At 71.6% G+C, this 22,538-nt stretch carries 22 protein-coding genes and 2 tRNA genes; 14 read left to right on the forward strand and 10 right to left on the reverse strand.

Annotated elements, in window-relative coordinates; translation table 11 throughout:
- Positions 1-14: 14 nt before the first annotated feature.
- Together RM609_RS28230 and RM609_RS28235 are read right to left on the reverse strand one after the other, a co-directional pair.
- The gene (locus RM609_RS28230; RefSeq protein ID WP_311614410.1) at positions 15-536 is read right to left on the reverse strand and encodes an NUDIX hydrolase; all 522 of its coding nucleotides are present in this window, start codon (positions 534-536) and stop codon (positions 15-17) included.
- A complete protein-coding gene (locus tag RM609_RS28235) occupies positions 533-1,966 on the reverse strand; it encodes a zinc-dependent metalloprotease (RefSeq protein ID WP_311614411.1) in 1,434 nt (477 codons plus the stop codon). Before RM609_RS28235 ends, RM609_RS28230 begins: the two co-directional genes overlap by 4 nt.
- A gap of 204 nt (positions 1,967-2,170) precedes the next feature.
- On the opposite strand from RM609_RS28235, the gene RM609_RS28240 reads away from it, so the two are divergent.
- The 4 genes from RM609_RS28240 (at position 2,171) to RM609_RS28255 (ending at position 5,535) form a co-directional block, all read left to right on the forward strand.
- Positions 2,171-3,337 (forward strand): SDR family oxidoreductase, encoded by a 1,167-nt coding sequence (locus tag RM609_RS28240; RefSeq protein ID WP_311614412.1) that lies wholly within the window; start codon positions 2,171-2,173, stop codon positions 3,335-3,337.
- A gap of 217 nt (positions 3,338-3,554) precedes the next feature.
- Complete coding sequence (locus RM609_RS28245; RefSeq protein ID WP_311614413.1) at positions 3,555-4,046, forward strand: molybdenum cofactor biosynthesis protein MoaE; 492 nt, start codon at positions 3,555-3,557, stop codon at positions 4,044-4,046.
- 141 nt (positions 4,047-4,187) lie between these two features.
- Positions 4,188-4,361 (forward strand): hypothetical protein, encoded by a 174-nt coding sequence (locus RM609_RS28250; protein WP_164737834.1) that lies wholly within the window; start codon positions 4,188-4,190, stop codon positions 4,359-4,361.
- Positions 4,362-4,446: 85 nt separating this feature from the next.
- Positions 4,447-5,535, forward strand: coding sequence for a YlbL family protein (locus tag RM609_RS28255; RefSeq protein WP_311614414.1), 1,089 nt, complete (start codon positions 4,447-4,449; stop codon positions 5,533-5,535).
- Between the two features lie 36 nt (positions 5,536-5,571).
- Here RM609_RS28255 and RM609_RS28260 read toward each other — a convergent pair whose 3' ends face one another.
- On the reverse strand, positions 5,572-6,156 hold the full coding sequence (locus RM609_RS28260) for a PPA1309 family protein (protein ID WP_311614415.1): 585 nt from the start codon (positions 6,154-6,156) through the stop codon (positions 5,572-5,574).
- Positions 6,157-6,347: 191 nt separating this feature from the next.
- On the opposite strand from RM609_RS28260, the gene RM609_RS28265 reads away from it, so the two are divergent.
- From RM609_RS28265 to RM609_RS28280, 4 genes are all read left to right on the forward strand, one after another.
- Positions 6,348-9,236, forward strand: coding sequence for a UPF0182 family membrane protein (locus tag RM609_RS28265; RefSeq protein WP_311614511.1), 2,889 nt, complete (start codon positions 6,348-6,350; stop codon positions 9,234-9,236).
- Between the two features lie 45 nt (positions 9,237-9,281).
- Positions 9,282-9,355 (forward strand) — tRNA-Met (locus RM609_RS28270).
- Between the two features lie 247 nt (positions 9,356-9,602).
- Complete coding sequence (locus RM609_RS28275) at positions 9,603-11,576, forward strand: tetratricopeptide repeat protein (protein WP_311614416.1); 1,974 nt, start codon at positions 9,603-9,605, stop codon at positions 11,574-11,576.
- A 95-nt stretch (positions 11,577-11,671) separates the two neighbouring features.
- A tRNA-Met gene (locus tag RM609_RS28280) sits at positions 11,672-11,745 on the forward strand.
- A 42-nt stretch (positions 11,746-11,787) separates the two neighbouring features.
- Here the strand turns inward: RM609_RS28280 and RM609_RS28285 are convergent.
- Entirely contained in the window at positions 11,788-12,204 is a 417-nt protein-coding gene (locus RM609_RS28285) for a Fur family transcriptional regulator (RefSeq protein ID WP_311614417.1), read from the reverse strand.
- Between the two features lie 160 nt (positions 12,205-12,364).
- On the opposite strand from RM609_RS28285, the gene RM609_RS28290 reads away from it, so the two are divergent.
- Positions 12,365-13,840 carry a catalase gene (locus tag RM609_RS28290; RefSeq protein WP_311614418.1) on the forward strand — a complete coding sequence of 492 codons (1,476 nt, stop codon included), beginning with the start codon at positions 12,365-12,367 and terminating at the stop codon, positions 13,838-13,840.
- A 105-nt stretch (positions 13,841-13,945) separates the two neighbouring features.
- On the opposite strand, the gene RM609_RS28295 is transcribed toward RM609_RS28290, so the two are convergent.
- Positions 13,946-14,353: a CBS domain-containing protein gene (locus RM609_RS28295; protein WP_311614419.1), complete on the reverse strand. Its 408-nt coding sequence runs from the start codon at positions 14,351-14,353 to the stop codon at positions 13,946-13,948.
- 210 nt (positions 14,354-14,563) lie between these two features.
- Positions 14,564-15,370 carry a histidinol-phosphatase gene (gene hisN, locus RM609_RS28300; RefSeq protein ID WP_311614420.1) on the reverse strand — a complete coding sequence of 269 codons (807 nt, stop codon included), beginning with the start codon at positions 15,368-15,370 and terminating at the stop codon, positions 14,564-14,566.
- Between the two features lie 137 nt (positions 15,371-15,507).
- Between hisN and RM609_RS28305 the strand changes: the two genes are divergently transcribed.
- Positions 15,508-16,125, forward strand: coding sequence for a TetR/AcrR family transcriptional regulator (locus tag RM609_RS28305; RefSeq protein WP_311614421.1), 618 nt, complete (start codon positions 15,508-15,510; stop codon positions 16,123-16,125).
- A gap of 18 nt (positions 16,126-16,143) precedes the next feature.
- On the opposite strand, the gene RM609_RS28310 is transcribed toward RM609_RS28305, so the two are convergent.
- From RM609_RS28310 to RM609_RS28325, 4 genes are all read right to left on the reverse strand, one after another.
- On the reverse strand, positions 16,144-16,467 hold the full coding sequence (locus RM609_RS28310) for a DMT family transporter (protein WP_311614422.1): 324 nt from the start codon (positions 16,465-16,467) through the stop codon (positions 16,144-16,146).
- A gap of 114 nt (positions 16,468-16,581) precedes the next feature.
- Positions 16,582-17,589 carry a ribosome small subunit-dependent GTPase A gene (rsgA, locus tag RM609_RS28315; protein WP_311614423.1) on the reverse strand — a complete coding sequence of 336 codons (1,008 nt, stop codon included), beginning with the start codon at positions 17,587-17,589 and terminating at the stop codon, positions 16,582-16,584.
- A 16-nt stretch (positions 17,590-17,605) separates the two neighbouring features.
- Complete coding sequence (gene aroA, locus RM609_RS28320) at positions 17,606-18,952, reverse strand: 3-phosphoshikimate 1-carboxyvinyltransferase (protein ID WP_311614424.1); 1,347 nt, start codon at positions 18,950-18,952, stop codon at positions 17,606-17,608.
- A gap of 27 nt (positions 18,953-18,979) precedes the next feature.
- The gene (locus tag RM609_RS28325; RefSeq protein WP_311614425.1) at positions 18,980-19,696 is read right to left on the reverse strand and encodes a M50 family metallopeptidase; all 717 of its coding nucleotides are present in this window, start codon (positions 19,694-19,696) and stop codon (positions 18,980-18,982) included.
- A 41-nt stretch (positions 19,697-19,737) separates the two neighbouring features.
- Between RM609_RS28325 and RM609_RS28330 the strand changes: the two genes are divergently transcribed.
- From RM609_RS28330 to rsrA, 4 genes are all read left to right on the forward strand, one after another.
- Positions 19,738-20,583, forward strand: a complete 846-nt coding sequence (locus RM609_RS28330; protein ID WP_311614426.1) for an SOS response-associated peptidase — start codon at positions 19,738-19,740, stop codon at positions 20,581-20,583.
- A 26-nt stretch (positions 20,584-20,609) separates the two neighbouring features.
- The gene (locus RM609_RS28335; protein WP_438828555.1) at positions 20,610-21,251 is read left to right on the forward strand and encodes an alpha/beta hydrolase family protein; all 642 of its coding nucleotides are present in this window, start codon (positions 20,610-20,612) and stop codon (positions 21,249-21,251) included.
- Positions 21,252-21,523: 272 nt separating this feature from the next.
- A complete protein-coding gene (locus tag RM609_RS28340) occupies positions 21,524-22,204 on the forward strand; it encodes a sigma-70 family RNA polymerase sigma factor (protein WP_438828560.1) in 681 nt (226 codons plus the stop codon).
- On the forward strand, positions 22,201-22,524 hold the full coding sequence (rsrA, locus tag RM609_RS28345) for a mycothiol system anti-sigma-R factor (protein WP_311614429.1): 324 nt from the start codon (positions 22,201-22,203) through the stop codon (positions 22,522-22,524). Before RM609_RS28340 ends, rsrA begins: the two co-directional genes overlap by 4 nt.
- Positions 22,525-22,538: the final 14 nt, after the last annotated feature.

The raw sequence follows: 22,538 nt of genomic DNA on the forward strand, positions 1-22,538 counted from the left end.
GAACGCCGTGTCGCCTACAGGCGCTCGAGCGTCCGGCGCAGCAGCTCGACGACCGACGCGTCGGCCACCGAGCCCACCTCGTCGTACGGGAACCAGCGCAGGTCCAGCGACTCGTCGCTGATCGCCTCGACGGCCCCGTCCGGCACCAGCGCCGCGTACTGCACGTCCAGGTGCCAGTTGCACGGCGCCGGGATCGGGTGGCGGTCCAGCCGCACCGGGCCGCCCGGCAGCAGCGTCAGCCCCGCGATGCCGGACTCCTCCGTGGCCTCGCGCAGCGCGGCCTCCTCGAGCGTGGCGTCACCGGGCTCGCAGTGGCCGCCCATCTGGAGCCACATCCGGAGCTTGCGGTGCAGCGTGAGCAGCACCCTGCCGCGCGCGGGGTCGATCACCAGGGCGCTCGCGGTGACGTGCCCCGCCTGGCAGGGCTTCCACATGCCGTCCGGGTGGGCGGCGAGGTGGTCCAGGTAGACGTCGCGCAGCTCCGGCTGGTCCGCGTACTCCTTGAGGACGAGGACTGCGTTCTCGTGAAGGCTCACTTGTCGGACTCGCCCTTTTCGTCCCCAGACTCGCCCTTGCCGTCCTCGGGCTTCGAGGTCTCCGCCCCGCGGCCCTTGGCGGCCTCGCCGAGCATCTTGTCGAGCTCGGAGAAGTCCAGGTGCTCGCGGTGGACGAAGCCGTCCGGGTCGTCCAGGTCGGCGGCGGTGGGCAGCATGTCAGGGTGCTCCCACAGGCCGTCCCGGCCCTCCAGGCCGCGCGCGTCCGTCAGCGACGCCCAAAGGCGGGAGGCGTCCCGCAGCCGGCGGGGGCGCAGCTCCAGGCCGATCAGCGTGGCGAAGGTCTGCTCCGCCGGGCCGCCGGAGGCGCGGCGGCGGCGCAGCGTCTCGCGCAGCCGGTCGGCGGACGGCAGATGCGGGGCCGCCGCCGCGTGCACGACCGCGTCCACCCAGCCCTCGACCAGCGCGAGCGCCGTCTCCAGGCGGGCCAGCGCGGCCTTCTGCTCCGGGGTGTCCTCCGGCTGGAACATGCCCTGCTGGAGGGCTTCCTGGAGCTGCTCGGGGTGGGTGGGGTCGAGCTGGCCGACCACGTCCTCCAGCTTGGAGGTGTCGACCTTGATGCCCCGGGCGTAGCCCTCGACGGCACCGAACAGATGCGAGCGCAGCCACGGCACGTGCGCGAAGAGCCGCTGGTGGGCGGCCTCGCGCAGGGCCAGGTACAGCCGGACCTCCTCCTTCGGGACCTCAAGGCCCGAACCGAAGGTCTCGATGTTCACCGGGAGCAGCGCGGCCTTGCCCGCGGGGCCCAGCGGCAGGCCGATGTCGGTCGAGCCGACGACCTCGTTCGCGAGCACGCCCAGGGCCTGCCCGATCTGCGTGCCGAACATGGCACCGCCCATGCTGCGCATCATCCCGAGCAGCGGGCCGGCCATGGCCTGCATCTCCTCGGGCAGCACACCGCCCATGGCGGCGCCGACGCGCTCGGCGACCGGGTCCACCAGGTCCTTCCACACGGGCAGGGTCGCCTCGACCCACTCCGCGCGGGACCAGGCGACGGCCGTGCCCGAGCCGGACGGCAGGGACGTCACGCCGTCCAGCCACAGGTCGGCCAGGCGCACGGCCTCCTCGACCGCGGCGCGCTCGCCGTCCGTGACGCTCGCGTCCTTGGAGCCGTCGGCCGTGCCATGGGCGACGGTCTGGCGCGCGATGTCCTTGGCCATGTCCCAGTTCACCGGGCCGCCCTCGTAGGAGAGCATCTGGCCGAGCTGCTGGAAGGCGGCACCGAGATCACCGGGGTTCATGGAGCCGCCGAACATCGCGGCGAAGGGGTTGTCCCCGCCGCCGGGGAGTCCGCCGAACCCGAAGGGATTCGCGGGCCCCTGGCCGCCTCCCTGGCCACCGCCCTTCTTGCCGTCGTCGCCGTTCTCCGGCTCCTCCGGCGGAAGACCGAATCCGAATGGGGTGTCACTCACGGGTTTCCTCGGCTCGTAGGGCCGCCGGCTCCGGACCGGCGGCGAATGCCCGACAACACCACCAAGCGTAGACACCCCGCCGCTATCCGGGCTTGGTGCTCCGCTCGTCCGGGGCCTGCGGCAGGATGGACGTCACCTGGTACGTACGCGTCATGACAAACGTGATGGCACATACGTACTGAAGACAACCGCTGGAGACGCCCGGTGAGTTCCCCCGACCGAGAAGCCGACCGAGAAGTTCGCGCAGCGCGAAACGGTTCCGCGCGCGAGAGCGCGATCCCGCGCGCCCTGGCGCCGCGCGGCATGCCCGCGCGCGGCCGCCGGCCCGTCGTCGCGGTCACCGGTGCCGCACGCGGCGTCGGAGCGCTGCTCACGCGGCGCCTCGCCGCGTCCGAGGAGATCAAGCACGTGGTGGCGATCGACGAGCGCCGCGGCGACGTCACCGAGGCGCAGTGGCACGTCCTGGACGTCCGCGACCCGGCGATCGCCGAGAAGCTGCGGGGCGCCGACGTCGTCGTCCACCTCGCGCTGGACCTCGACCTGGAGGGCGACGCGGCCGCCCGCACCGCCTACAACGTGCGGGGCACCCAGACCGTGCTGACCGCCGCGGCGGCCGCAGGGGTGCACCGGGTGGTGCTGTGCACCTCGGCCATGGTCTACGGAGCGCACCCGGACAACGACGTTCCGCTCGCCGAGGACGCCGAGCTGCGCGCCACCGCCGAGGCGACGGGCGTGGGGGACCTGCTGGAGATAGAGCGGCTGGCCAGGCGCGCGCCCCGGGCGCACCCCGGCCTGAACGTCACCGTGCTGCGGCCCGCCGTCCTGGTCGGCGGCACCGACACGGCCCTGACCCGCTACTTCGAGTCGCCCCGCCTCCTGGTGGTCGCCGGATCCCGGCCGACCTGGCAGTTCTGCCATGTGGAGGACCTGGTGAGCGCGCTGGAGTTCGCCGCCCTGGAGAAGGCGGAGGGGGAGCTGGCCGTCGGCTGCGACGGCTGGCTGGAGCAGGAGGAGGTCGAGGAGCTCACCGGCATCCGCCGCATGGAGCTGCCCTCGGCGGTCGCCCTCGGCGCGGCCTCCCGGCTGCACCGGCTGGGGCTGACCCCGTCCCCCGCGGGCGACCTCGCGTACACGATGCACCCCTGGGTGGTCAGCGGCCACCGGCTGCACGACGCGGGCTGGCGGCCGCGCTGGACCAACGAGGAGGTCCTCGCCGAGCTGCTGGAGGAGGTCGCCGGCCGCCACACCGTCGCCGGTCGCCGCCTGGGCCGCAAGGACGCCACAGCGGCGGGCGCCGCCGGTGCGACCGTCGCGCTGCTGGGCACCGCGGCCCTGGTGCGCAGGGCCCGCAAGGCCCGCCGCCGGTTGTAGCGGTTGTAGCGGTTCGCACGGGAGCCCGCGGGCACGGATGTACGGGCGTGCGGGCGTACAGGCCCGGGGAAGGGTCCTGCGCGGCCGGAAGGGGCGTGGGCGACTTCCCGGTCCGGGTGGGGCCTCCGGGGCCCGTAGAACCGCACAGGGCGCCTCGCGCGGGCGCTGGTGGAATCGCCACGATGGCCGGCCGCGGGCATACGGCACGATTGGCTCCATGGCACCTCACCCGCCCTCCGGCACGCCCTGCCCCCGTACGCACGACGACCACCCCGGCGAGCTCGCCGCAGGGGACCCCGTACGCCTCCTGGCGGTCAGGGAGACGCCGCTGTCCGTGGACGAGGTCTTCGCGGCGGTCGGCGACGCCGCGGCGGGTGGCACCGCCCTCTTCGTGGGTACGGTCCGGGACCACGACGGCGGCGCGGACGTCACCGGGCTCGGCTATTCCGCGCACCCGACGGCCGAGGCCGAGCTGCGCCGGGTCGCGGAGAAGGTCGCGGCCGACTTCCCGGTGCGGGCGCTGGCCGCCGTCCACCGGGTGGGGGAGCTGGCCGTGGGGGACCTGGCGGTGGTGGTGGCGGTCTCGTGCCCGCACCGGGCGGAGGCCTTCGAGGCGTGCCGACGGCTGATCGACGACCTCAAGAGCGAGGTGCCGATCTGGAAGCACCAGACCTTCGCGGACGGCACCGAAGAGTGGGTTGGCGCGTAGCGGCGGCCTCGGTGTCCGAAGCTGGCCACTATTGGGCCGTCCCTGGTTGCGTAACCGGCCCCCTGACGTAAGCGTTGAGACCGAAGATGATTAATCTGCTCATCGGTTCAATGGCGATTGCGTAAGGGGTCGGAGGCCGGCATGGCGGCGCTCGCTTGGTTGCTGATTCCCGCTGCGGCGGCCGTGGTGGCCGCGCTCTGGGGAAGCTGGGCAGCCAGAAACCGCAAGTCCGGGGATGTCGCGGAGCTGGCGGGTTACGCCAAGTTCCGTGAGGCGATGGAACGGGCCGAGTCCGGATCCGGTCCGGCGAGCTGACGCGAATCGTCGGAGAGTTCCCATATCTGCCCCGGACGGACCGCCCCGGGAGGGGGCTGTCGGACCGGTCCCGTACTGTCGTTCCATGCCCCGCCGGACAGCGACGATGCTCGCCTCCCTCCTGATGCTGATCGCGCTGCTCTGCGCAGGCGTGCTGATCCCCGTGCCCTACGCGGAGATGTCCCCGGGGCCGACGGTGAACACCCTGGGTGAGCACGGCGGTGAGCCGGTGCTCCAGATCTCCGGGCGCAAGACGTATCCGACCACCGGTCATCTCAATATGACGACGGTCCGCGTCACCGGCTCGCAGTACCGGATGAATCTGGTGGAGGCGGTCTGGGGCTGGCTCGCCCACGACAATCTGGTCGTCCCGCACAGCACGCTCTACCCGGACGACAAGTCCCCCGACGAGCTGAACCAGGAGACGGCGGAGGAGTTCAGCCAATCCCAGGAGAGCGCCAAGGTCGCCGCCCTGAAGGAGCTGAACATCCCGGTGGGCTCGCGGATCGTCGTGTCGTCCGTCGTCAAGGGCAGCCCCGCCGAGGGGACGCTGCACGCCGGAGACGTGATCAAGTCCGTCGACGGCACGGAGATCAAGCAGCCCGGTGACGTGGCCAAGCTGGTCACCCGGCACAAGCCCGGCGAAAAGGTGACGTTCCGGGTCGTTCCCGCCAAGGAGGCGGCCGCCGCGGAGAAGGAGAAGCGGGAGCCGAGGACCGAGGACACGGTCACCCTCGTCACCAACAAGGCACCCGACGACAACAGGGCCATCGTCGGCATCCAGGCCGGTACGGACCACACCTTCCCGTTCGCGATCAACATCAAGCTGGCGGACGTGGGCGGTCCCAGCGCCGGGCTGATGTTCGCGCTGGGGATAGTCGACAAGCTCACGCCGGACGATCTGGCCGGCGGGAAGTTCATCGCGGGCACGGGCACGATCGACGACGACGGCAAGGTCGGCCCGATCGGCGGCGTGGAGATGAAGACGGTCGGGGCGCGCGACAAGGGCGCCCGCTACTTCCTCACGCCCAAGGACAACTGCGCGGCCGCCGCCAAGGACACCCCGTCGGGCCTGACCCTGATCAAGGTCGACACGATCAAGGACGCCCTCCAGTCGCTGGAGAAGCTCCGCAAGGGGGACACGGCCGGCCTGCCCCAGTGCAAGACGGGCTGATCGGCCCCCTCACAGAGCCTCCGAGCGCTTGGCTTTCTAGTCCTCGAAGGTGGCGGCCAGCGCCTCGGCCAGGCCCGGCACCAGGTCGGCACCGGTGAGGACCTCGGTCGGCGAGTCCTTCTCGCGCAGCCGGATGGCGGATTCGCGCGCGCCGTCACGCAGCACGGCCACCGTCATCCGGACCTCCTGGCGGTCCGGGTGCTTGGCGACCCACGCGGCGAGCTGCTTCTCCTTCAGGCCGTGGGGTACGGACGTCTCGGCGGACGGCGGGAGCATCAGCCGCTCCACGGTCAGGGCGCACCCCACCACGGCGTCGGGCCAGGCGATGGTGCCCAGGAACTTGTCGAGGGCGGTGCCCTTGGGCAGCTCCTCCTGCTCGATGGGGGTGTAGGAGGCGCTGGCCGACGCCTCGTCGTCGAGGCCGAGCTGGGCGGCCAGGCCGGGCTCCTGGGAACGCAGCCGGGCCGTGTCGACCAGGGCGAACAGGCGCGCGGGCTGGTCCCAGCCCAGGGTGGAGGCGTACTCGTCGATCTCGAGCACGGCACGGGTGAGCGGGCTGGCCGCCATGGGGACGCTGGGCTCCTGGGAGCCGGGAAGGTTCGAACCGGTATTGCTGGACATGGTCAATATCGTGCCCTGACCGAGCCCGAAAACGGGAACCGAGTAAAGCGTCGGTAAGTTGCCACAGTGGGTCCTACTATCGCGTGGGCCTGATCGACAGCTCGTTCCCCCAGCTTCACAGCGGCTCGGTCGAGCTCGATCGACAAGCTTCATCGACAGCGAACTTCGAGGTGCGCACCTTGGCTTTCCAGATGCCGGACCGCGGCGGAGGCCCGTCCGGGCCACGGATCAGAGTCGGCCGACCGTCCCGGCGTGTCCGGACCCTGCTGATGACCCTGGGCGTGCTGGCGGTGCTGGCCATGCTCTTCGTCATGTTCGCCGGGTTCTGGACCGACTGGCTCTGGTACCGCTCGGTCGACTACTCCTCCGTTTTCACCACCACCCTCGGCACCAAGATCGGCCTGTTCGCCGTCTTCGGCCTGCTGATGGCCCTGGCGGTGGGAACGAACATCTGGCTGGCGCACCGGCTGCGGCCGCCGCTGAGCGCGATGTCCATGGAGCAGCAGAGCCTCGACCGCTACCGGATGAGCATCGCCCCCTACAAGCGGTGGGTGCTGCTGGCGGTCACGTCGCTGGTGGGCCTGGTCGCGGGCGCGTCCGCCGCCGGCCAGTGGCGTACCTGGCTCCAGTGGGTCAACGGCGTGTCCTTCGGGCAGCGGGACCCGCAGTTCCACAAGGACATCTCCTTCTACACCTTCGACCTGCCCTGGTACCGCTTCCTGCTGAGCTTCGGCTTCGCGGCGGCGGTCCTGTCGCTGATCGCCGCCGCCCTGGTGCACTACCTCTACGGCGGTCTGCGGCTCACCAGCCCGGGCGGCCGGGCCACGGCGGCGGCCACGGGGCACCTGTCCGTGCTGCTCGGCGTCTTCGTGACGCTGAAGGCCGTCGCCTACTGGCTGGACCGCTACGGGCTCGCCGTGAAGTCCAGCGGCCTGAAGTCCACCGAGGGCTGGACCGGGCTGCGCTATGTGGACGCCAACGCCTATCTGCCGGCCAAGACGATCCTGTTCATCATCGCGCTGATCTGCGCCGTGCTGTTCTTCGCGACGCTCTGGCGGCGCACCTGGCAGCTGCCGGTGATCGGCTTCGGCCTGATGGTGCTCTCGGCGGTGCTGATCGGCGGGCTCTACCCGGCGATCGTGCAGAAGTTCCAGGTCCAGCCGAACGAGCAGGCCAAGGAAGCGCCCTACATCAAGAAGAACATCACCGCGACCCGTGAGGCCTATGGCATCGACGGGTCCGAGGTGACGGACTACGTGGGCAAGAGCGACCTGAAGGGCAAGAGCCAGCAGGACAAGGAGCGGCTGCGCGCCGCGGCGGACTCCACCGCCAGCATCCGCCTGCTCGACCCGAACATCGTCTCGCCCACCTTCCAGCAGCTCCAGCAGGTGAAGGGCTACTACCAGTTCCCCTCCACGCTGGACGTCGACCGCTACAAGGTCGACGGCAAGGAGCAGGACACGGTCATCGGTCTGCGCGAGCTGAACATCAACGGCATCCCCGAGCGCAACTGGATCAACGACCACTTCAAGTACACCCACGGCTACGGCGCCATCACCGCCAAGGGCACCACCGCCGTCGGCGAGGGCGACCCCGCCTTCACCGAGCGGGACCTGCCCACCAAGGGCGCGCTCGGAAAGTACGAGCAGCGGGTGTACTACGGCGAGAAGACCACCCAGTACTCCATCGTGGGCGGCCCGCAGAAGGAGCTGGACTACTCCGGCGACAGCGGCGAGAAGAGCTACAGCTACGAGGGCAAGAGCGGCGTCAGCCTCGCCAATCCGGTCAACCGGGCCGCCTACGCGGTGGCGTTCGGCGAGCCGCAGATCCTCTATTCGGGCGCCATCGGCGACGGCTCGCGGATTCTGTACAACCGCACCCCGAAGGAGCGCGTCGAATCCGTCGCCCCGTGGCTGACGATCGACGGCGACGCCTATCCGGCGGTGGTCGACGGGCGCATTCAGTGGATCGTCGACGCGTACACCACGACCAACGGCTATCCCTACGCCTCGCGCACCACGCTCGGCGACTCCACGGCCGATTCGCTGACCACCGGGCAGCGTGCGGTGGTGGCTCAGCAGAATCAGGTCAACTACATCCGTAACTCCGTCAAGGCGACCGTGGACGCCTATGACGGCACGGTGAAGCTGTACCAGTGGGACACCAAGGACCCGGTGCTCAAGACCTGGATGAAGGCATTCCCGGGCACGGTGAAGGCGAAGAGCGAGATCAGCGCCGGTCTGCTGGACCACCTGCGCTACCCGCAGGACCTCTTCAAGGTGCAGCGCGAACTGCTGACCCGCTATCACGTCACCAACCCCGGCACGTTCTACACCGGCAGTGAGCGCTGGCAGGTCCCGGACGACCCGACCAACAAGTCGGGCAACGCGGTCCCGCCGTACTACCTGAGCATGCGGATGCCGGGCCAGCCGGCGTCGGCCTTCTCGCTGACGACGACGTTCACGCCGAAGAGCCGGGAGAACCTGGGCGCCTTCATGGCCGTCGACGCCGATGCCAAGAGCTCCGGTTACGGAAAGATCAGAATTCTGAAGCTGCCGTCGGAGACCACGACCTCGGGTCCCCAGCAGGTCCAGAGCAAGTTCAACGGCGACCCCGAGATCGCCAATAAGATCAATATTCTGAAGCGCGGCGATTCCGAGATCGAGTACGGAAATCTGCTGACCGTGCCGCTGGACGACGGCCTCCTGTATGTGGAGCCGGTCTATGTGCGCGGCGCGGGCTCCAACTTCCCGCGTCTGAAGAAGGTGTTGGTCACCTACGGCGACAAGACCGCCTTCGAGGACGACCTCGGCAAGGCCCTCGACGCCGTGTTCGAGGTGAAGAGCCCCGAGCCCGGCACCAAGCCGCCCACCGAGGGCCCCACGCCTCCGGCCAGTGAGAACCCCACGGTCAAGCAGGCCGTCAAGGATGCTCAGGACGCCTTCGACGCGGGACAGAAGGCGCTGGAGAGCAAGGACTGGGCCGCCTACGGCAAGGCCCAGCAGGATCTGAAGGCCGCCCTCGACCGGATCGCCAAGGCCGAGGCCGCGGCGCCCGCCGGCACCAAGCCCGGCAGCTGACGTCGCCGCCCCCCGCGTCGTCGTGGTACGGTTGTGCCACAACGACGCGGGGTGGAGCAGCTCGGTAGCTCGCTGGGCTCATAACCCAGAGGTCGCAGGTTCAAATCCTGTCCCCGCTACTCAAAGGCAAGGCCCGGAGTCCTCGGACTCCGGGCCTTGTTCGCGTACCGGGCCGCCTGACGGCCGCCCGAGTGCCGTGCGCGAGACCGCTGTCGGCTGTCCGGGTGGTCTGTGCGGGTTGTGTGCGGGGCTTTTGATTAGAGTTTGGGGCACCGCCGTGTCGGGAAGTCGGGAAGTCGACAAAACGCTGAAGTGACCTCACTGACTGCGGTATTCGTGGTGTACGCAGGTTGCGGGAGTGCGACGATGGGACTTATGGGGGACAAGGCGAGGCTGTTGGAAACACGTCGGCTTGTAGAGGCTCCCGGGGACGGGAGCCACCGGGATGATCAGGACCCGTCGTCGTCCGGCCCGGGGGGGCCGGTGGGGACCGCCGGGACGCGGGAGGGATCCGAGTCCTCCTGTGCCACCGAGGCGGCCGACCTGGAGCTGGAGACGGCCCGCCGCCGTGCCGCCGAGTCCGGGGACCCCGCATCCCTGAGCAGGCTCGGCGCCCTCCTGCTGCGCCGCGGCGACCTCGACGGCGCCGAGCGTCATCTGCGCGCCGCCACCGCCGAGGGCGACCGCTCCGCCGCCAACAACCTCGGCGTCCTGCTGCACCAGCGCGGCTACGCCGACGAGGCCGCCACCTGGTGGCGCGTCGCCGCCGTCGCGGGCTCCGCCGCGGCCGCCCACGCCCTGGGCCGCTACCACCGCGAGCGCGGCGACGAGCCCGCCGCCGAGTACTGGCTGCGGCAGTCCGCCGAGTCCGGGCACGCGCTGGGCGCGTACGCCCTCGCGGACCTGCTGGAGCACCGCGGCGACGTGGGCGCGGAGCGCTGGTTCCGCTCCGCCGCCGAGCGCGGCCACCGCGAGGCCGCGTACCGGCTGGCGCGGATACTCGACGGCCGGGCGCCACGAGCCGCCCAGGACGCCGCGAACGGCCTCGCCGCCGGCCTCGGCCCGCCCACCGGCGGCCGCCATGTGAACGTCGCCGGCGGTGACACCTCCGTGCGCGAGCTGCGCGCCGCGGCCGCGGGCGGCCGCCGCCAGGACGGCCCCGCCGGCGAGGCCGAGCAGTGGTACCGGCAGGCCGCCGCCCGCGGCCACCGCCGTGCCGCCCTCCACCTGGGCACCCTGCTGGAGGGGCGCGGCGAGACCCAGGAGGCCGCGCGCTGGTACCTCACCTCCGCCAAGGACGGCGAGCCGCGCGCCGCCTGCGCCCTGGGCTTCCTGCTGCGCGACGCCGGGGACGGCGACAGCGCCGCCGTCTGGTGGCGCCGCGCCGCCCAGGAGGGCGACGGCAACGCCGCCAACGCCCTGGGCGCCCTCCACGCCGACCGGGGCGAGCCCCAGCAGGCCGAGCGCTGGTACCGCGCCGCGCTGGACGCCGGCGACATCAACGGCGCGTACAACCTCGGCCTGCTCTGCTCCGAGCAGAGCCGCACCGCTCAGGCCGAGCAGTGGTACCGCCGCGCCGCCTACGCCGGGCACAAGGAGGCCGCCAACGCGCTGGCCGTCCTGCTGCTCCAGAACGGCGACCCGGCCGGCGCCGAGCCGTGGTTCTCCAAGGCCGCCGAGGCCGGCAGCGTGGACGCCGCCTTCAACCTGGGCATCCTCTACACCGGCCGCGACGAGGAGCACCTGGCCTTCCAGTGGTACGAGCGCGCCGCGGCCGCCGGGCACACGGACGCGGCGCTCCAGGTCGCCATGGCCCTGCTGCGCGACGGCGCCGCCGAGGACACCTACGAGGCGGAGCGCCATCTGCGGATCGCCGTCAGGGGCGGCAACGCCGAGGCGGCCTTCCGGCTGGGTGCCCTGCTCGACCGCGACGACGAGACCCGTGGCGAGTGCGAGGAGTGGTACGAGCGCGCCGCCCGGCACGGCCACCGGCGGGCCCAGGTGCGTCTGGGCATGCTGGTCGCCCAGCGCGGTGACGCGGCCGCCGCCGCCCACTGGTACCGGGAGGCCGCCCAGAACGGCAGCCGCAACGGCGCCTTCAACCTCGGGCTGTTGCTGGCCCGCGAGGGCAGGGAGCAGGAGGCCGCGCTGTGGTGGGCCCGGGCCGCCGAGGCCGGGCACGGCCGGGCCGCGCTGCGGCTCGCCCTGCTGGCGGCGCGGCGCGGCGACCTCGCCGAGGGGCGGCTGTGGTGCGCGCAGGCGGTCGAGCTCGGCCCGGCGGAGGTCGCCGAGCGCGCGGCCCGGCTGCGGGACGCGCTCCAGCAGGAGCTCAGTGCGTAGGCCGGCGCCCGGCGGCCCGGCCGGACCGCGACGTAAGCGGGCTCGTAAGGGCGTTTGCATCAGCGGTCACGGACGGGTTAGAGTAAGCGCATCGACGCGGGGTGGAGCAGCTCGGTAGCTCGCTGGGCTCATAACCCAGAGGTCGCAGGTTCAAATCCTGTCCCCGCTACTGAAAACGAAAGGCCCGGATCCTTAGGATCCGGGCCTTTCGTCATGCCGTGGCGCAGTTCGGGCAGATGCCGCGGTAGGTCACCTCGACGGCGGAGACCTGGAAGCCGAAGCGCTCCTCGGACGGGAGGTCGCCCAGCAGGTCGCCGGAGGGGTGGACGTCGCGGATCGTGCCGCACCGGGAGCACACCAGGTGCTGGTGGGCGTGGTGCGCGTTGGGGTCGTAGCGCTTGGCGCGGCCGTCCGTGCTCACCTCGAGGACCTCGCCCAGGGAGACCAGCTCGCCGAGCGTGTTGTACACCGTGGCGCGCGAGATCTCCGGCAGCAGACCGGCGGCCTTGGCGTGCACCTCGTCGGCGGTGTAGTGCACATGGTCTCCGTCGAGCACTTCGGCGACGACGCGTCGCTGCGCGGTCAGCCGCCAGCCGCGGCCCCGGAGCCGTTCCAGCAGGTCACTCATGCCATTCACCTATCAGTCAGATAGGACCAGCGTAGCAGCGGGCCTTGTCCACCACTGGATCCCATATTTGTGTCGTCCACATCTTGACTTAGACAAAGTCCAATGTAGGATCGATCTCGGCTCAGGCCAAGGGACAGACGATCTGACGACGGAGGCGTACGTGTCGACGAACGGCGAGGCGGCAACGGTGACCGGACCGCTGACCACGGAGTCCGGTGCTCCGGTCGCGGACAATCAGAACAGCGAGAGCGCGGGCGCCGGCGGCCCCATGCTGATCCAGGACCAGCTGCTGCTGGAGAAGCTCGCGCACTTCAACCGCGAGCGGATCCCGGAGCGCGTCGTGCACGCCCGTGGCGCCGGTGCCTACGGCACCTTCACCGTCACCGCCGACGTCACCCGCTGGACCCGGGCGAAGTTCCTCTCCCGGGTGGGCAAGGAGACCGAGACCTTCCTGCGGTTCTCGACGGTCGCCGGCAACCTCGGCGCGGCGGACGCGGTCCGTGACCCCCGCGGCTTCGCGCTGAAGTTCTACACCGAAGAGGGGAACTACGACCTCGTCGGCAACAACACCCCGGTGTTCTTCATCAAGGACGCCATCAAGTTCCCCGACTTCATCCACACCCAGAAGCGCGACCCGTACACCGGCTCTCAGGAGGCGGACAACGTCTGGGACTTCTGGGGCCTGTCGCCCGAGGCCACCCACCAGGTGACCTGGCTCTTCGGTGACCGCGGCATCCCCGCCTCGTACCGCAACATGAACGGCTACGGCTCCCACACCTACCAGTGGAGCAACGAGGCCGGCGAGGTCTTCTGGGTCAAGTACCACTTCAAGACCGACCAGGGCATCAAGAGCCTCACCCAGGACGAGGCCAACAAGCTCGCGGGCGAGGACCCCGACAGCCACCAGCGCGATCTGCGCGAGGCCATCGAGCGCGGCGACTTCCCGACCTGGACCGTCCAGGTGCAGATCATGCCGGCGGACGAGGCGGCGAACTACCGCTTCAACCCGTTCGACCTGACCAAGGTCTGGCCGCACGAGGACTACCCGCCGATCGAGATCGGCAAGCTGGAGCTCAACCGCAACCCCGAGAACATCTTCGCCGAGGTCGAGCAGTCGATCTTCTCGCCGGCCCACTTCGTGCCGGGCATCGGCCCGTCCCCCGACAAGATGCTCCAGGGCCGGCTCTTCGCCTACGGCGACGCCCACCGCTACCGCGTCGGCGTCAACGCCGACCACCTGCCGGTGAACCGCCCGCACGCCACCGAGGCGCGCACCCACTCCCGTGACGGCTTCCTCTACGACGGCCGCCACAAGGGCGCGAAGAACTACGAGCCGAACAGCTTCGGCGGCCCCTTCCAGACGGACCGGCCGCTGTGGCAGCCGGTGCCCGTCGCCGGGGCCACCGGCAACCACGTCGCTCCCTCGCACGCCGAGGACGACGACTTCGTCCAGGCGGGCAACCTCTACCGCCTGATGTCGGAGGCGGAGAAGGAGCGCCTGATCGCCAACCTCGCCGGCTTCATCGCCAAGGTGTCGCGCGACGACATCGCCGAGCGCGCGATCAACAACTTCCGCCAGGCGGACCCCGACTACGGCAAGCGGTTGGAGGCCGCTGTCCAGGCCCTGCGCGGCTGACGACCCTGGACGCTTGCCGTACAAACCGAAGAGGCCGGACGCCAAGGGGCTCCGGCCTCTTCGGCCTGCTCCCGGCATCCTCCGCGTCGGCTCATGTCCCTCCGCTCAGGCGGAGACCGTCGCCGGCTGAGCGCGCCGGCGCGCGGGCAGCCAGCAGCGGATGATGTCGCGCACCGAGACCACCCCCACCGCCTCGCTGCGGTCGAGGACGATCAGGTGCCGGAACTCGCCGCGCGTCATCGCGGCCGCCGCCTCCTCCAGGGTCCACTCGGGGGTCGCGAAGACGACGTCGGTGGTGGTGTGGCCGTGGGCGGTCTCGCGGTCGGGATCCTGGCCCGCCCCGACCGCGTCGAGTATGTCCCGCTCGGTGAGGATCCCGAGCCCATAGGTGTCGGGGTCGAGGACGACCGCCGCGCCCACCCTGCGGGCGGACATCAGCCGGGCGGCCTGGCGGAGGGTGTGCGCGGGGCCGATGGTGAGGACCACCGTGCTCATGGCGTCGCGGACGAGCATGGCCGTAGCCACCTCCTTGGTGGACTGCGATGCGTTCCCGGAACGTTCCCGGAACCGTGAACTCCAGCAGGAAACACCGGACTTCACAAGTTCACAAACCGGGGAGGCTGTCATCGTCACACACCGTCAAGAGCGCTAACAAGCTCTGAACGAGGGTGATTTTTGCCAGATTTTTACGACGGCCTGTGGGTTTAGGACGCTCCCGAGTGCTTACCGCCGCAGGTAGTTCAGCATCTCGTCGTGGAGCAGCCCGTTCGACGCCGCCGCGTTGCCGCTGTGCGGCCCCGGACGCCCGTCCAGCCCCGTGAAACGGCCGCCCGCCTCCTCGACGATGACGACGTTCGCCGCCATGTCCCACAGCGACAGCTCCGGCTCGGCGCAGATGTCCACCGACCCCTCGGCGACCATCATGTACGGCCAGAAGTCGCCGTAGCCGCGCGTCCGCCAGCAGGCGCGCGTCAGCTCCAGGAAGCCCGGCAGCATCCCGCGCTCCTCCCAGCCGCTCAGCGAGGAGTAGGCGAACGACGCGTCTCCCATCCGGCCCACCCGGGAGACCTGGAGCCGGTTGGCCGACGTCAGGCTGCGCCCGGTGTAGGCGCCCGCCCCCTTCGCCGCCCACCAGCGCCGGCCCAGCGCCGGCGCCGACACCAGGCCCACCACCGGCTCGTAACCGATCTCGCCCTGATACTCCGTCTGCACCATCAGGGAGATCAGCGTCGCCCAGACCGGCACTCCGCGGACGTAGTTCTTGGTGCCGTCGATCGGGTCGATCACCCAGCGGCGCGGGCCCGAGCCCTCGATGCCGAACTCCTCGCCCATCACCGCGTCACGCGGCCGGGCGCGATGGAGCTGGCCCCGGATCAGCTCCTCGGCGGTCTTGTCCGCCTCGCTCACCGGGGTCATATCCGGTTTGGTCTCGACCTTGAGGTCGAGAGCCTTGAACCGGTCCATGGTGGCCGCGTCGGCGGCGTCCGCCAGGACATGGGCCAGACGCAGATCATCGTGGTAATCGGACATGCCACGCACACTACCCGTGGCCAAGGCCGGGGCGTGCGCGGCGCGACCTGTGAAGGCTCTTGACACCGTCCGGCGGCGCGTCAATTCTGTGCCCTGGCCATCCACTGTCGTGCGGCCGTACGGCCGGGGAGGCGACGATGCCCGCGGCACGAGAGCTCTTGCTGGACGCGGCCTTCACGGCGCTCGCCACCCGGCCCTGGCACGGGGTCCGGATGGTCGACGTCGCGGCCGCGGCCGGGGTCTCCCGGCAGACCCTCTACAACGAATTCGGCAGCAAGGACGGCCTCGCGCGCGCCCTGGTGCGCCGGGAGGCCGAGACGTTCCTCGCCGGGGTGGAGCACTCCCTCGCCGCCGCGCCGGACACCGCCGACGCCGGGGACCGCTGCGCCGCCGCGGCCCTGTGGACGCTCCGGACGGCACGGGCGAACCCCTTCGTCCGCGCCGCGCTCACCGGCTGCCGCGGCGACCGGCTGCCGCCCGCCGCCGCGCCGTCCGTACCGGCGCCCCGCGCCGGGCGCGAGGCGCGACCGCCCAGGGGCGCGCTCGCACCGGGCGCCCTGGTCGAACGGATCCGCGACAGCGTGGCCGGTGCCGTGGGCGCCGACGCGCCCGGCCTGCCTCCCGACATCGTGTCGCGCGCCTGCGAGGCGGCGGTCCGGCTGACCCTCTCGTACGTCATCGCCCCGGCAGCCCCGGACGAGGAGGTCGCGGCGGAGATCGCCGGGCTGGTCCGGGCGTTGCTGGCCGAGGGGTGAGCGCGGGACGGGCCGTACTCAGTGCGAGGAGCCGGACAGCTGGAGCCCGATCACCCCGACGATCACCAGGGAGATGGAGATGATCTTGAGGGTGGAGACCAGGTCGCCCAGGAAGACCATGCCGTAGATCGCCGTCCCGGCCGCGCCGATGCCCGTCCACACGGCGTAGGCCGGGCCCACGTCCAGCTTCTTCAGCGAGAGCGTCAGCAGGCCGAAGCTGCCGAGGGCGAAGGCCGCGAACGCGATCGTGGGCCACAGCCGGGTGAAACCGTGCGAGAGCTTGAGACAGACGGCGAAGCCGGTTTCCAGGATTCCGGCGACGACGACCAGCAGCCACGCCATCAGATTGCCTCCCGTTCCGCGGACCGCCCCGTGCGCACCGGTGCTCCGCGTGTCCTTGCATGCCCTTGCCGCTGGAGGTCACTCGCAAACGTGGGCGATCGCGAACGCGGTCGGTCAGTCGCCCTCGCGGCGCTCCCGGGTCGCCAGCAGCCGCCGCAGGGAGTACAGCCGCTGGGGGTCGGCGTGGCCGTCGGCCACCCACTGGTCCAGCGCACAGTCCTGCTCGTCGTGGCTGCACGCGCGGGGGCAGCCCTCGGTGCCGGGCTCCAGGTCCGGGAAGGCGTGGATGACCCGCGCCGGGTTCACGTGGTGCAGCCCGAAGGACCGTACGCCCGGGGTGTCGATCACCCAGCCGGAGCCGTCGGGCAGCGGCAGGGCCAGCGCCGAGGTGGTGGTGTGCCGGCCCCGGCCGGTGACCCGGTTGACATGGCCGGTGGCCCGCTGCCGCTCCGGTACGAGCGCGTTGACCAGCGTCGTCTTCCCGACGCCGGAGTGCCCGACGAACGCGGTGACGCGCCCCGCGAGCTGCTCGCGGACCCGGTCGGCGGCGTCCCCGTTCGCCAGCTCCTCGCGGTTGGTCACCAGATAGGGCACGCCCAGCGAGCCGTAGGACTCCATCAGCGTCTCGGCGGACGCCAGGTCCGACTTGGTGAGCACCAGCAGCGGCTCCAGCCCGGCGTCGTAGGCCGCCACCAGACAGCGGTCGATCAGGCGCGGACGCGGCTCGGGGTCGGCGAGGGCGGTGACGATCGCCAGTTGGTCGGCGTTGGCGACGACCACTCGCTCGTACGGGTCGTCGTCGTCGGCCGTCCGGCGCAGCACGGAGCTGCGCTCCTCGACACGCACGATCCGGGCGAGGGTGTCCTTGGCGCCGCTGAGGTCGCCGACGACGGCGACCCGGTCGCCGACGACGGCGCTCTTGCGGCCCAGTTCGCGGGCCTTCATCGCGGTGATCTTCCGGTCCTCGACCAGGACGGTCAGCCGGCCGCGGTCGACGGTGAGGACGAGGCCCTCGGCGGCGTCCTCGTGCTTGGGCCGGATGCTGGTGCGGGGGCGGTTGCCCTTGCGGTTGGGGCGGACGCGGACGTCGTCCTCGTCGGTGTGCTTGCCGTAGCGGCGCATGGTGCTTCCAGGTCTCTCAGCTTCTCGGCGCCGTCGTCGCCCCCGCGACGGATCCGAGCATCCCGGTCCACAGCTCCGGGAAGTCGGGCAGGGTCTTGGCGGTGGTGGCCACGTTCTCCACCTGGACGCCCTCGACGGCGAGGCCGATGACGGCGGCCGCGGTGGCCAGCCGGTGGTCCTCGTAGGTATGGAAGACGCCGCCGTGCAGCGGGCGCGGGCGGATGTGCAGGCCGTCCTCGGTCTCGGTGACGTCGCCGCCGAGCTCGTTGATCTCCTTGGCCAGGGCGGCGAGACGGTCGGTCTCGTGCAGCCGGAGGTGGGCGATGCCCCGCAGGACGGACTCGGAGTCGGCCAGCGCGGCCACCGCGGCGATCACGGGCGAGAGCTCACCGACGTCGTGGAGGTCGACGTCGATGCCGGCGATCCGGCCGGTGCCGGTGAAGGTCAGGCCGGCGTCGGTGAGCTCGCAGCGGCCGCCCATGGCGGTGAAGATCTCCCGGAGGGAGTCGCCGGGCTGGGTGGTGCGCTCGGGCCAGTCCGGGATGGTGACCCGGCCACCGGTGATCAGGGCGGCGGCCAGGAACGGCGCGGCGTTGGAAAGATCCGGCTCGACGACCAGGTCACGGCCGAGGAGGGCGCTGGGGGAGACCCGCCAGACGTTCGCCTCGCCGCCGGACTCCGGGGTGTCGACCTGGGCACCGGCCGCGCGCAGCATGTCCACGGTCATCCGGATGTGCGGCAGCGACGGCAGGGACGCGCCCATGTGCCGGACCTCGACGCCCTGGTTGAAGCGCGGACCCGAAAGCAGCAGCGCGCTGACGAACTGCGAGGACGAGGAGGCGTCGATCTCCACCGGGCCGCCGTCCAGGGCGCCGGAGCCGTGCACGGTCAGCGGCAGGGCGCCGCGGTCGTTGTCGTCGATGCGGGCGCCCAGCGCGCGCAGCGCGTCGATCACGCCGTGCAGGGGGCGCTCGTAGCTGCGGGGGTCGCCGTCGAAGCGGACCGGGCCGTCGGCGAGGGCCGCGACGGGCGGCAGGAAGCGCATGACGGTGCCGGCGTTGCCCACCAGGACCTCGGCCGGGCCGTGCAGCCGGGCGGGGATCACACGCCAGGCCTCTCCGGTGCCGTCCGGGCCCACGCCCTCCTCGATGCCGACGCCCATGGCGCGCAGCGCGTCGGCCATGAGGACGGTGTCGCGCGAGCGCAGCGGGCGGCGCACCCAGCCGGGCTCGGCGGCGAGAGCGGCCAGCACCAGGGCGCGGTTGGTGACGGACTTCGATCCGGGCACGGTGACGGTCGCGTCGACGGCCCCGTTCGCGACGGGGGCGGGCCAGAGGTCGGTGTGCACGGGGCTCTCGGTCATGCCCTCACCTTAGTGGTTCGCCGCCGGTCACCGTCCGAGCAGCCAGCGGCCTCCCCCGGCCAGGGAGCACAGGGAAACGACGTGGAAGAGGCCCAGCCACACCACCGGGGGGACGTGCGTCAGCCGTGCCAGTTGGTCCGCGTCCGAGTCGGGGGCGCCGCCGTGCCGCCGCTTGCGCTGGAGCTCGAAGGCCGGCCGGACGCCGCCCAGCAGCAGGAACCACACCACCCCGTAGGCGAACGCCGCCTGCACCTGCGGCCCGGCCAGCCAGGACACCAGGACGAACGCCGCCCCCGAGAGCACCACGGTCAGCGCCCCGTAGGCGTTGCGGATCATCACCAGCATCGCGGCGAGCAGCGCCGCCGCGCCCCACAGCAGCGCGGTGGTGTGCCCGGCCGCCAGCAGGGCGGCCCCGGCCAGGCCCAGCAGGGAGGGCGCCGGATAGCCGGCCGCCGCGGTGAGGATCATGCCGAGCCCGGTCGGCCGGCCCCGGGAGACGGTCAGCCCCGAGGTGTCGGAGTGCAGCCGGATGCCGTCCAGCCGGCGCCCGCTGAGCAGGGCGACGATCGCGTGGCCGCCCTCGTGGGCGATGGTGATCGCGTTGCGGGTGACGCGCCAGACGCCGTAAGGGGTGACGGCGGCGAGGGCTATGACGCCGGTGGCGAGAACCAGCCACAGTGAGGGGTGGGGCTGGGTGCCGACGACGCGGTTCCACAGGTCGGTGGCGGTGGTGCTGCTGTCCATCTGTGAGCCGCTCCTAGCGTCTTCGTGGCAGTGTGGCACCCATGTGCGGGCGATATGCGGCGAGTCGGCGGCCGGAGGACCTGGCCGGGCTCTTCGAGGTGGAGAAGTGGGTACCGGAGGAGACGCTGGCTCCGGACTGGAACGTGGCGCCGACGAAGAGCGTGTACGCGGTGCTCGAACGTCCTCTGAAAGACGCAGCGGACCGGCGTCCGGTTCGCCAGCTCCGGGCGCTGCGGTGGGGGCTGGTGCCGTCGTGGGCGAAGTCGCCCGAGGGCGCGGCGAAGATGATCAATGCCCGGTCGGAGACGGTCCACGAGAAGCCGTCCTTCCGGCGGGCCTTCGAGTCCCGGCGCTGTCTGCTCCCGGCGGACGGCTATTACGAGTGGGTCACCGGCGCGCAGGAGCGCGAGCTGGAGGAGAAGGGGCGCCGCAAGCGCACCCGGAAGCAGCCGTACTTCGTCACGCCCGTCGACGGCTCGGTGATGGCGATGGCCGGGGTGTACGAGTTCTGGCGCGACCCGACGCTGCCGCCGGACCATCCGCAGGCGTGGTGGGCGACCTGCTCGGTGATAACCACCGAGGCGGAAACGGAGCCGTTCGCCATGGCGACACCCTCCGGTTCTGTCGAAAGGGGGGCTGTCGAACCCGGTCCCCGCTCCCTGGCGGAGATCCATCCGCGGATGCCGTTGCTGCTCACCCCCGACCGCTGGGAGGCCTGGCTGGATCCCGCCCGTACGGATCCGGAGGAGCTGCGGGGGCTGCTGGCGCCGCCGCCTCCCGGGCTCGTCCGGGCGTACCCGGTCGCCACGGCGGTCAGCGACGTCCGCAACAACGGCCCCGAGCTGTTGACCGAGCTGGCGGCGCCGGAGGAGTCGACGCTGTTCTGAAGGGGGCGGGGCGGCAGGATGGAGCGGTGACGACAAAGATCGCTGAGACCGCGCAGGACGTGCCGACCCCCGCCGGGGACGCCCGCGTCCACTGGTACCTCGCGCCGGACGCCCGCCTCGTGCTCGCCCTGGGCCATGGCGCGGGCGGGGGAGTGGAGGCCCGTGACCTCCAGGCGCTCGCCGCCGCCCTGCCCCTGGACGGGGTCACCGTGGCCCTCGTCGAGCAGCCGTGGCGGGTGGCCGGCAAGAAGGTGGCCCCGGCGCCCAAGGCGCTCGACGAGGCATGGCGGGCGCTGTGGCCCGCGCTCGCCGCCCCCGGGCTGCCCGTCGTGGCGGGCGGCCGCAGCGCGGGGGCCCGGGTGGCGTGCCGGACGGCCGCGGAGCTGGGCGCGGCGGCCGTGCTCGCGCTGAGCTTCCCGCTGCACCCGCCGGGCAAGCCGGAGAAGTCCCGGGCCGGTGAACTGACCGGCGCGGGCCTGCCCACGCTCGTGGTGCAGGGCGCCCGCGACCCCTTCGGCCGGCCGGAGGAGTTCCCGCCGGGCACCGAGCCGGTGACGGTGCCGGCCGGGGACCACGGCTTCGCGGTGCCCAAGAAGGCGGACGTCACCCAGACGGAGGCCCTGGCCGTGATCACCGACGCCGTGGGGATGTGGCTCAAGGCGATCTGAGGGCCTTCCGGAGAAGTTTCCTACCGCCGGGAATGATCCACGGGGGCGTGCTGTTGTGCGGTCTGTAGTCAGGTACCGGCACAGACGAAGGAATGGGAGCTCCCCGCATGGGTTCGATCGCATGCCCGTCCCGCCCGCACACGGCCGACCCGGGATGGGCGGTCATGAGCATGGCGGATCCGGCCGTGGCTGGAGCGGCGGGCGGACCGGATCGTCGTCTATTCTCCGATTCGAGCGGGTCCGACAAGGGCGCCGCCATGGTGTTGGAGGAGGTGGGTCCGGTCGCTGGGACCGACGCGGAGAACACCGCGAGCGGACGGGATGCCGAGACCGTGGCGGAGCGCAATGCCCGCTTCGAGCGGGACGCCCTGACCTTCCTCGACCAGATGTACTCGGCCGCGCTGCGCATGACGCGCAACGCCGCCGACGCCGAGGACCTGGTGCAGGAGACGTACGCCAAGGCCTACGCGTCCTTCCACCAGTTCCGTGACGGCACCAACCTCAAGGCCTGGCTGTACCGCATCCTGACCAACACGTTCATCAACTCCTACCGCAAGAAGCAGCGCGAGCCGCTGCGCAGCGCGTCGGAGGAGATCGAGGACTGGCAGCTCGCGCGTGCCGAGTCGCACATGTCGACGGGACTGCGCTCCGCCGAGTCCCAGGCGCTCGACCACCTCCCCGACTCCGATGTCAAGGAGGCCCTCCAGGCCATTCCGGAGGAGTTCCGCATCGCGGTCTACCTGGCGGACGTCGAGGGCTTTGCGTACAAGGAGATCGCGGACATCATGGGTACCCCCATCGGCACGGTGATGTCCCGGCTGCACCGCGGCCGTCGTCAGCTGCGCGGCATGCTGGAGGACTACGCCCGCGAGCGCGGACTGGTCCCGGCCGGTGCCGCCCCCGCGCCGAACGGGCCCGACGCGTCGCACAACCGGAAAGGGTCGGACTCATGAGCTGCGGAGACCCGCACGAGACGGACTGCTCTGAAGTCCTCGACCATCTCTACGAGTTCCTCGATCACGAGATGCCCGACGGCAAGTGCGCCGAGTTCGAGGTGCACATCGACGAGTGCTCGCCCTGCCTGGAGAAGTACGGGCTGGAACAGGCCGTGAAGAAGCTCGTCAAGCGCTGCTGCGGCCACGACGACGTGCCGGCCGACCTCCGCTCCAAGGTCATGGGCCGGATCGAGCTGATCCGCGCCGGGGAGGCCGTGCCGGACCAGGACGTGGTCGCCGAGGCGCGGGCGGCCGAGGCCGCCGCGAAGCGGGACTGACCACCGGTCCGGCG

Origin of the sequence: Streptomyces hesseae, from assembly GCF_031845785.1 — a bacterium.
Taxonomy (GTDB): domain Bacteria; phylum Actinomycetota; class Actinomycetes; order Streptomycetales; family Streptomycetaceae; genus Streptomyces; species Streptomyces hesseae.

Bases quoted from the DNA above. Each gene is read 5' to 3' on its own strand.
- RM609_RS28265 (WP_311614511.1), top strand. From the start codon at position 6,348: ATGCCGGACCGCGGCGGAGGCCCGTCCGGGCCACGGATCAGAGTCGGC.
- hisN (WP_311614420.1), bottom strand. From the start codon at position 15,370: ATGTCCGATTACCACGATGATCTGCGTCTGGCCCATGTCCTGGCGGAC.
- RM609_RS28310 (WP_311614422.1), bottom strand. From the start codon at position 16,467: ATGGCGTGGCTGCTGGTCGTCGTCGCCGGAATCCTGGAAACCGGCTTC.
- rsrA (WP_311614429.1), top strand. From the start codon at position 22,201: ATGAGCTGCGGAGACCCGCACGAGACGGACTGCTCTGAAGTCCTCGAC.
- RM609_RS28295 (WP_311614419.1), bottom strand. From the start codon at position 14,353: ATGCTCGTCCGCGACGCCATGAGCACGGTGGTCCTCACCATCGGCCCC.
- RM609_RS28260 (WP_311614415.1), bottom strand. From the start codon at position 6,156: ATGTCCAGCAATACCGGTTCGAACCTTCCCGGCTCCCAGGAGCCCAGC.
- RM609_RS28305 (WP_311614421.1), top strand. From the start codon at position 15,508: ATGCCCGCGGCACGAGAGCTCTTGCTGGACGCGGCCTTCACGGCGCTC.
- aroA (WP_311614424.1), bottom strand. From the start codon at position 18,952: ATGACCGAGAGCCCCGTGCACACCGACCTCTGGCCCGCCCCCGTCGCG.
- rsgA (WP_311614423.1), bottom strand. From the start codon at position 17,589: ATGCGCCGCTACGGCAAGCACACCGACGAGGACGACGTCCGCGTCCGC.
- RM609_RS28245 (WP_311614413.1), top strand. From the start codon at position 3,555: ATGGCACCTCACCCGCCCTCCGGCACGCCCTGCCCCCGTACGCACGAC.
- RM609_RS28285 (WP_311614417.1), bottom strand. From the start codon at position 12,204: ATGAGTGACCTGCTGGAACGGCTCCGGGGCCGCGGCTGGCGGCTGACC.
- RM609_RS28275 (WP_311614416.1), top strand. From the start codon at position 9,603: ATGGGACTTATGGGGGACAAGGCGAGGCTGTTGGAAACACGTCGGCTT.
- RM609_RS28250 (WP_164737834.1), top strand. From the start codon at position 4,188: ATGGCGGCGCTCGCTTGGTTGCTGATTCCCGCTGCGGCGGCCGTGGTG.
- RM609_RS28325 (WP_311614425.1), bottom strand. From the start codon at position 19,696: ATGGACAGCAGCACCACCGCCACCGACCTGTGGAACCGCGTCGTCGGC.
- RM609_RS28255 (WP_311614414.1), top strand. From the start codon at position 4,447: ATGCCCCGCCGGACAGCGACGATGCTCGCCTCCCTCCTGATGCTGATC.
- RM609_RS28330 (WP_311614426.1), top strand. From the start codon at position 19,738: ATGTGCGGGCGATATGCGGCGAGTCGGCGGCCGGAGGACCTGGCCGGG.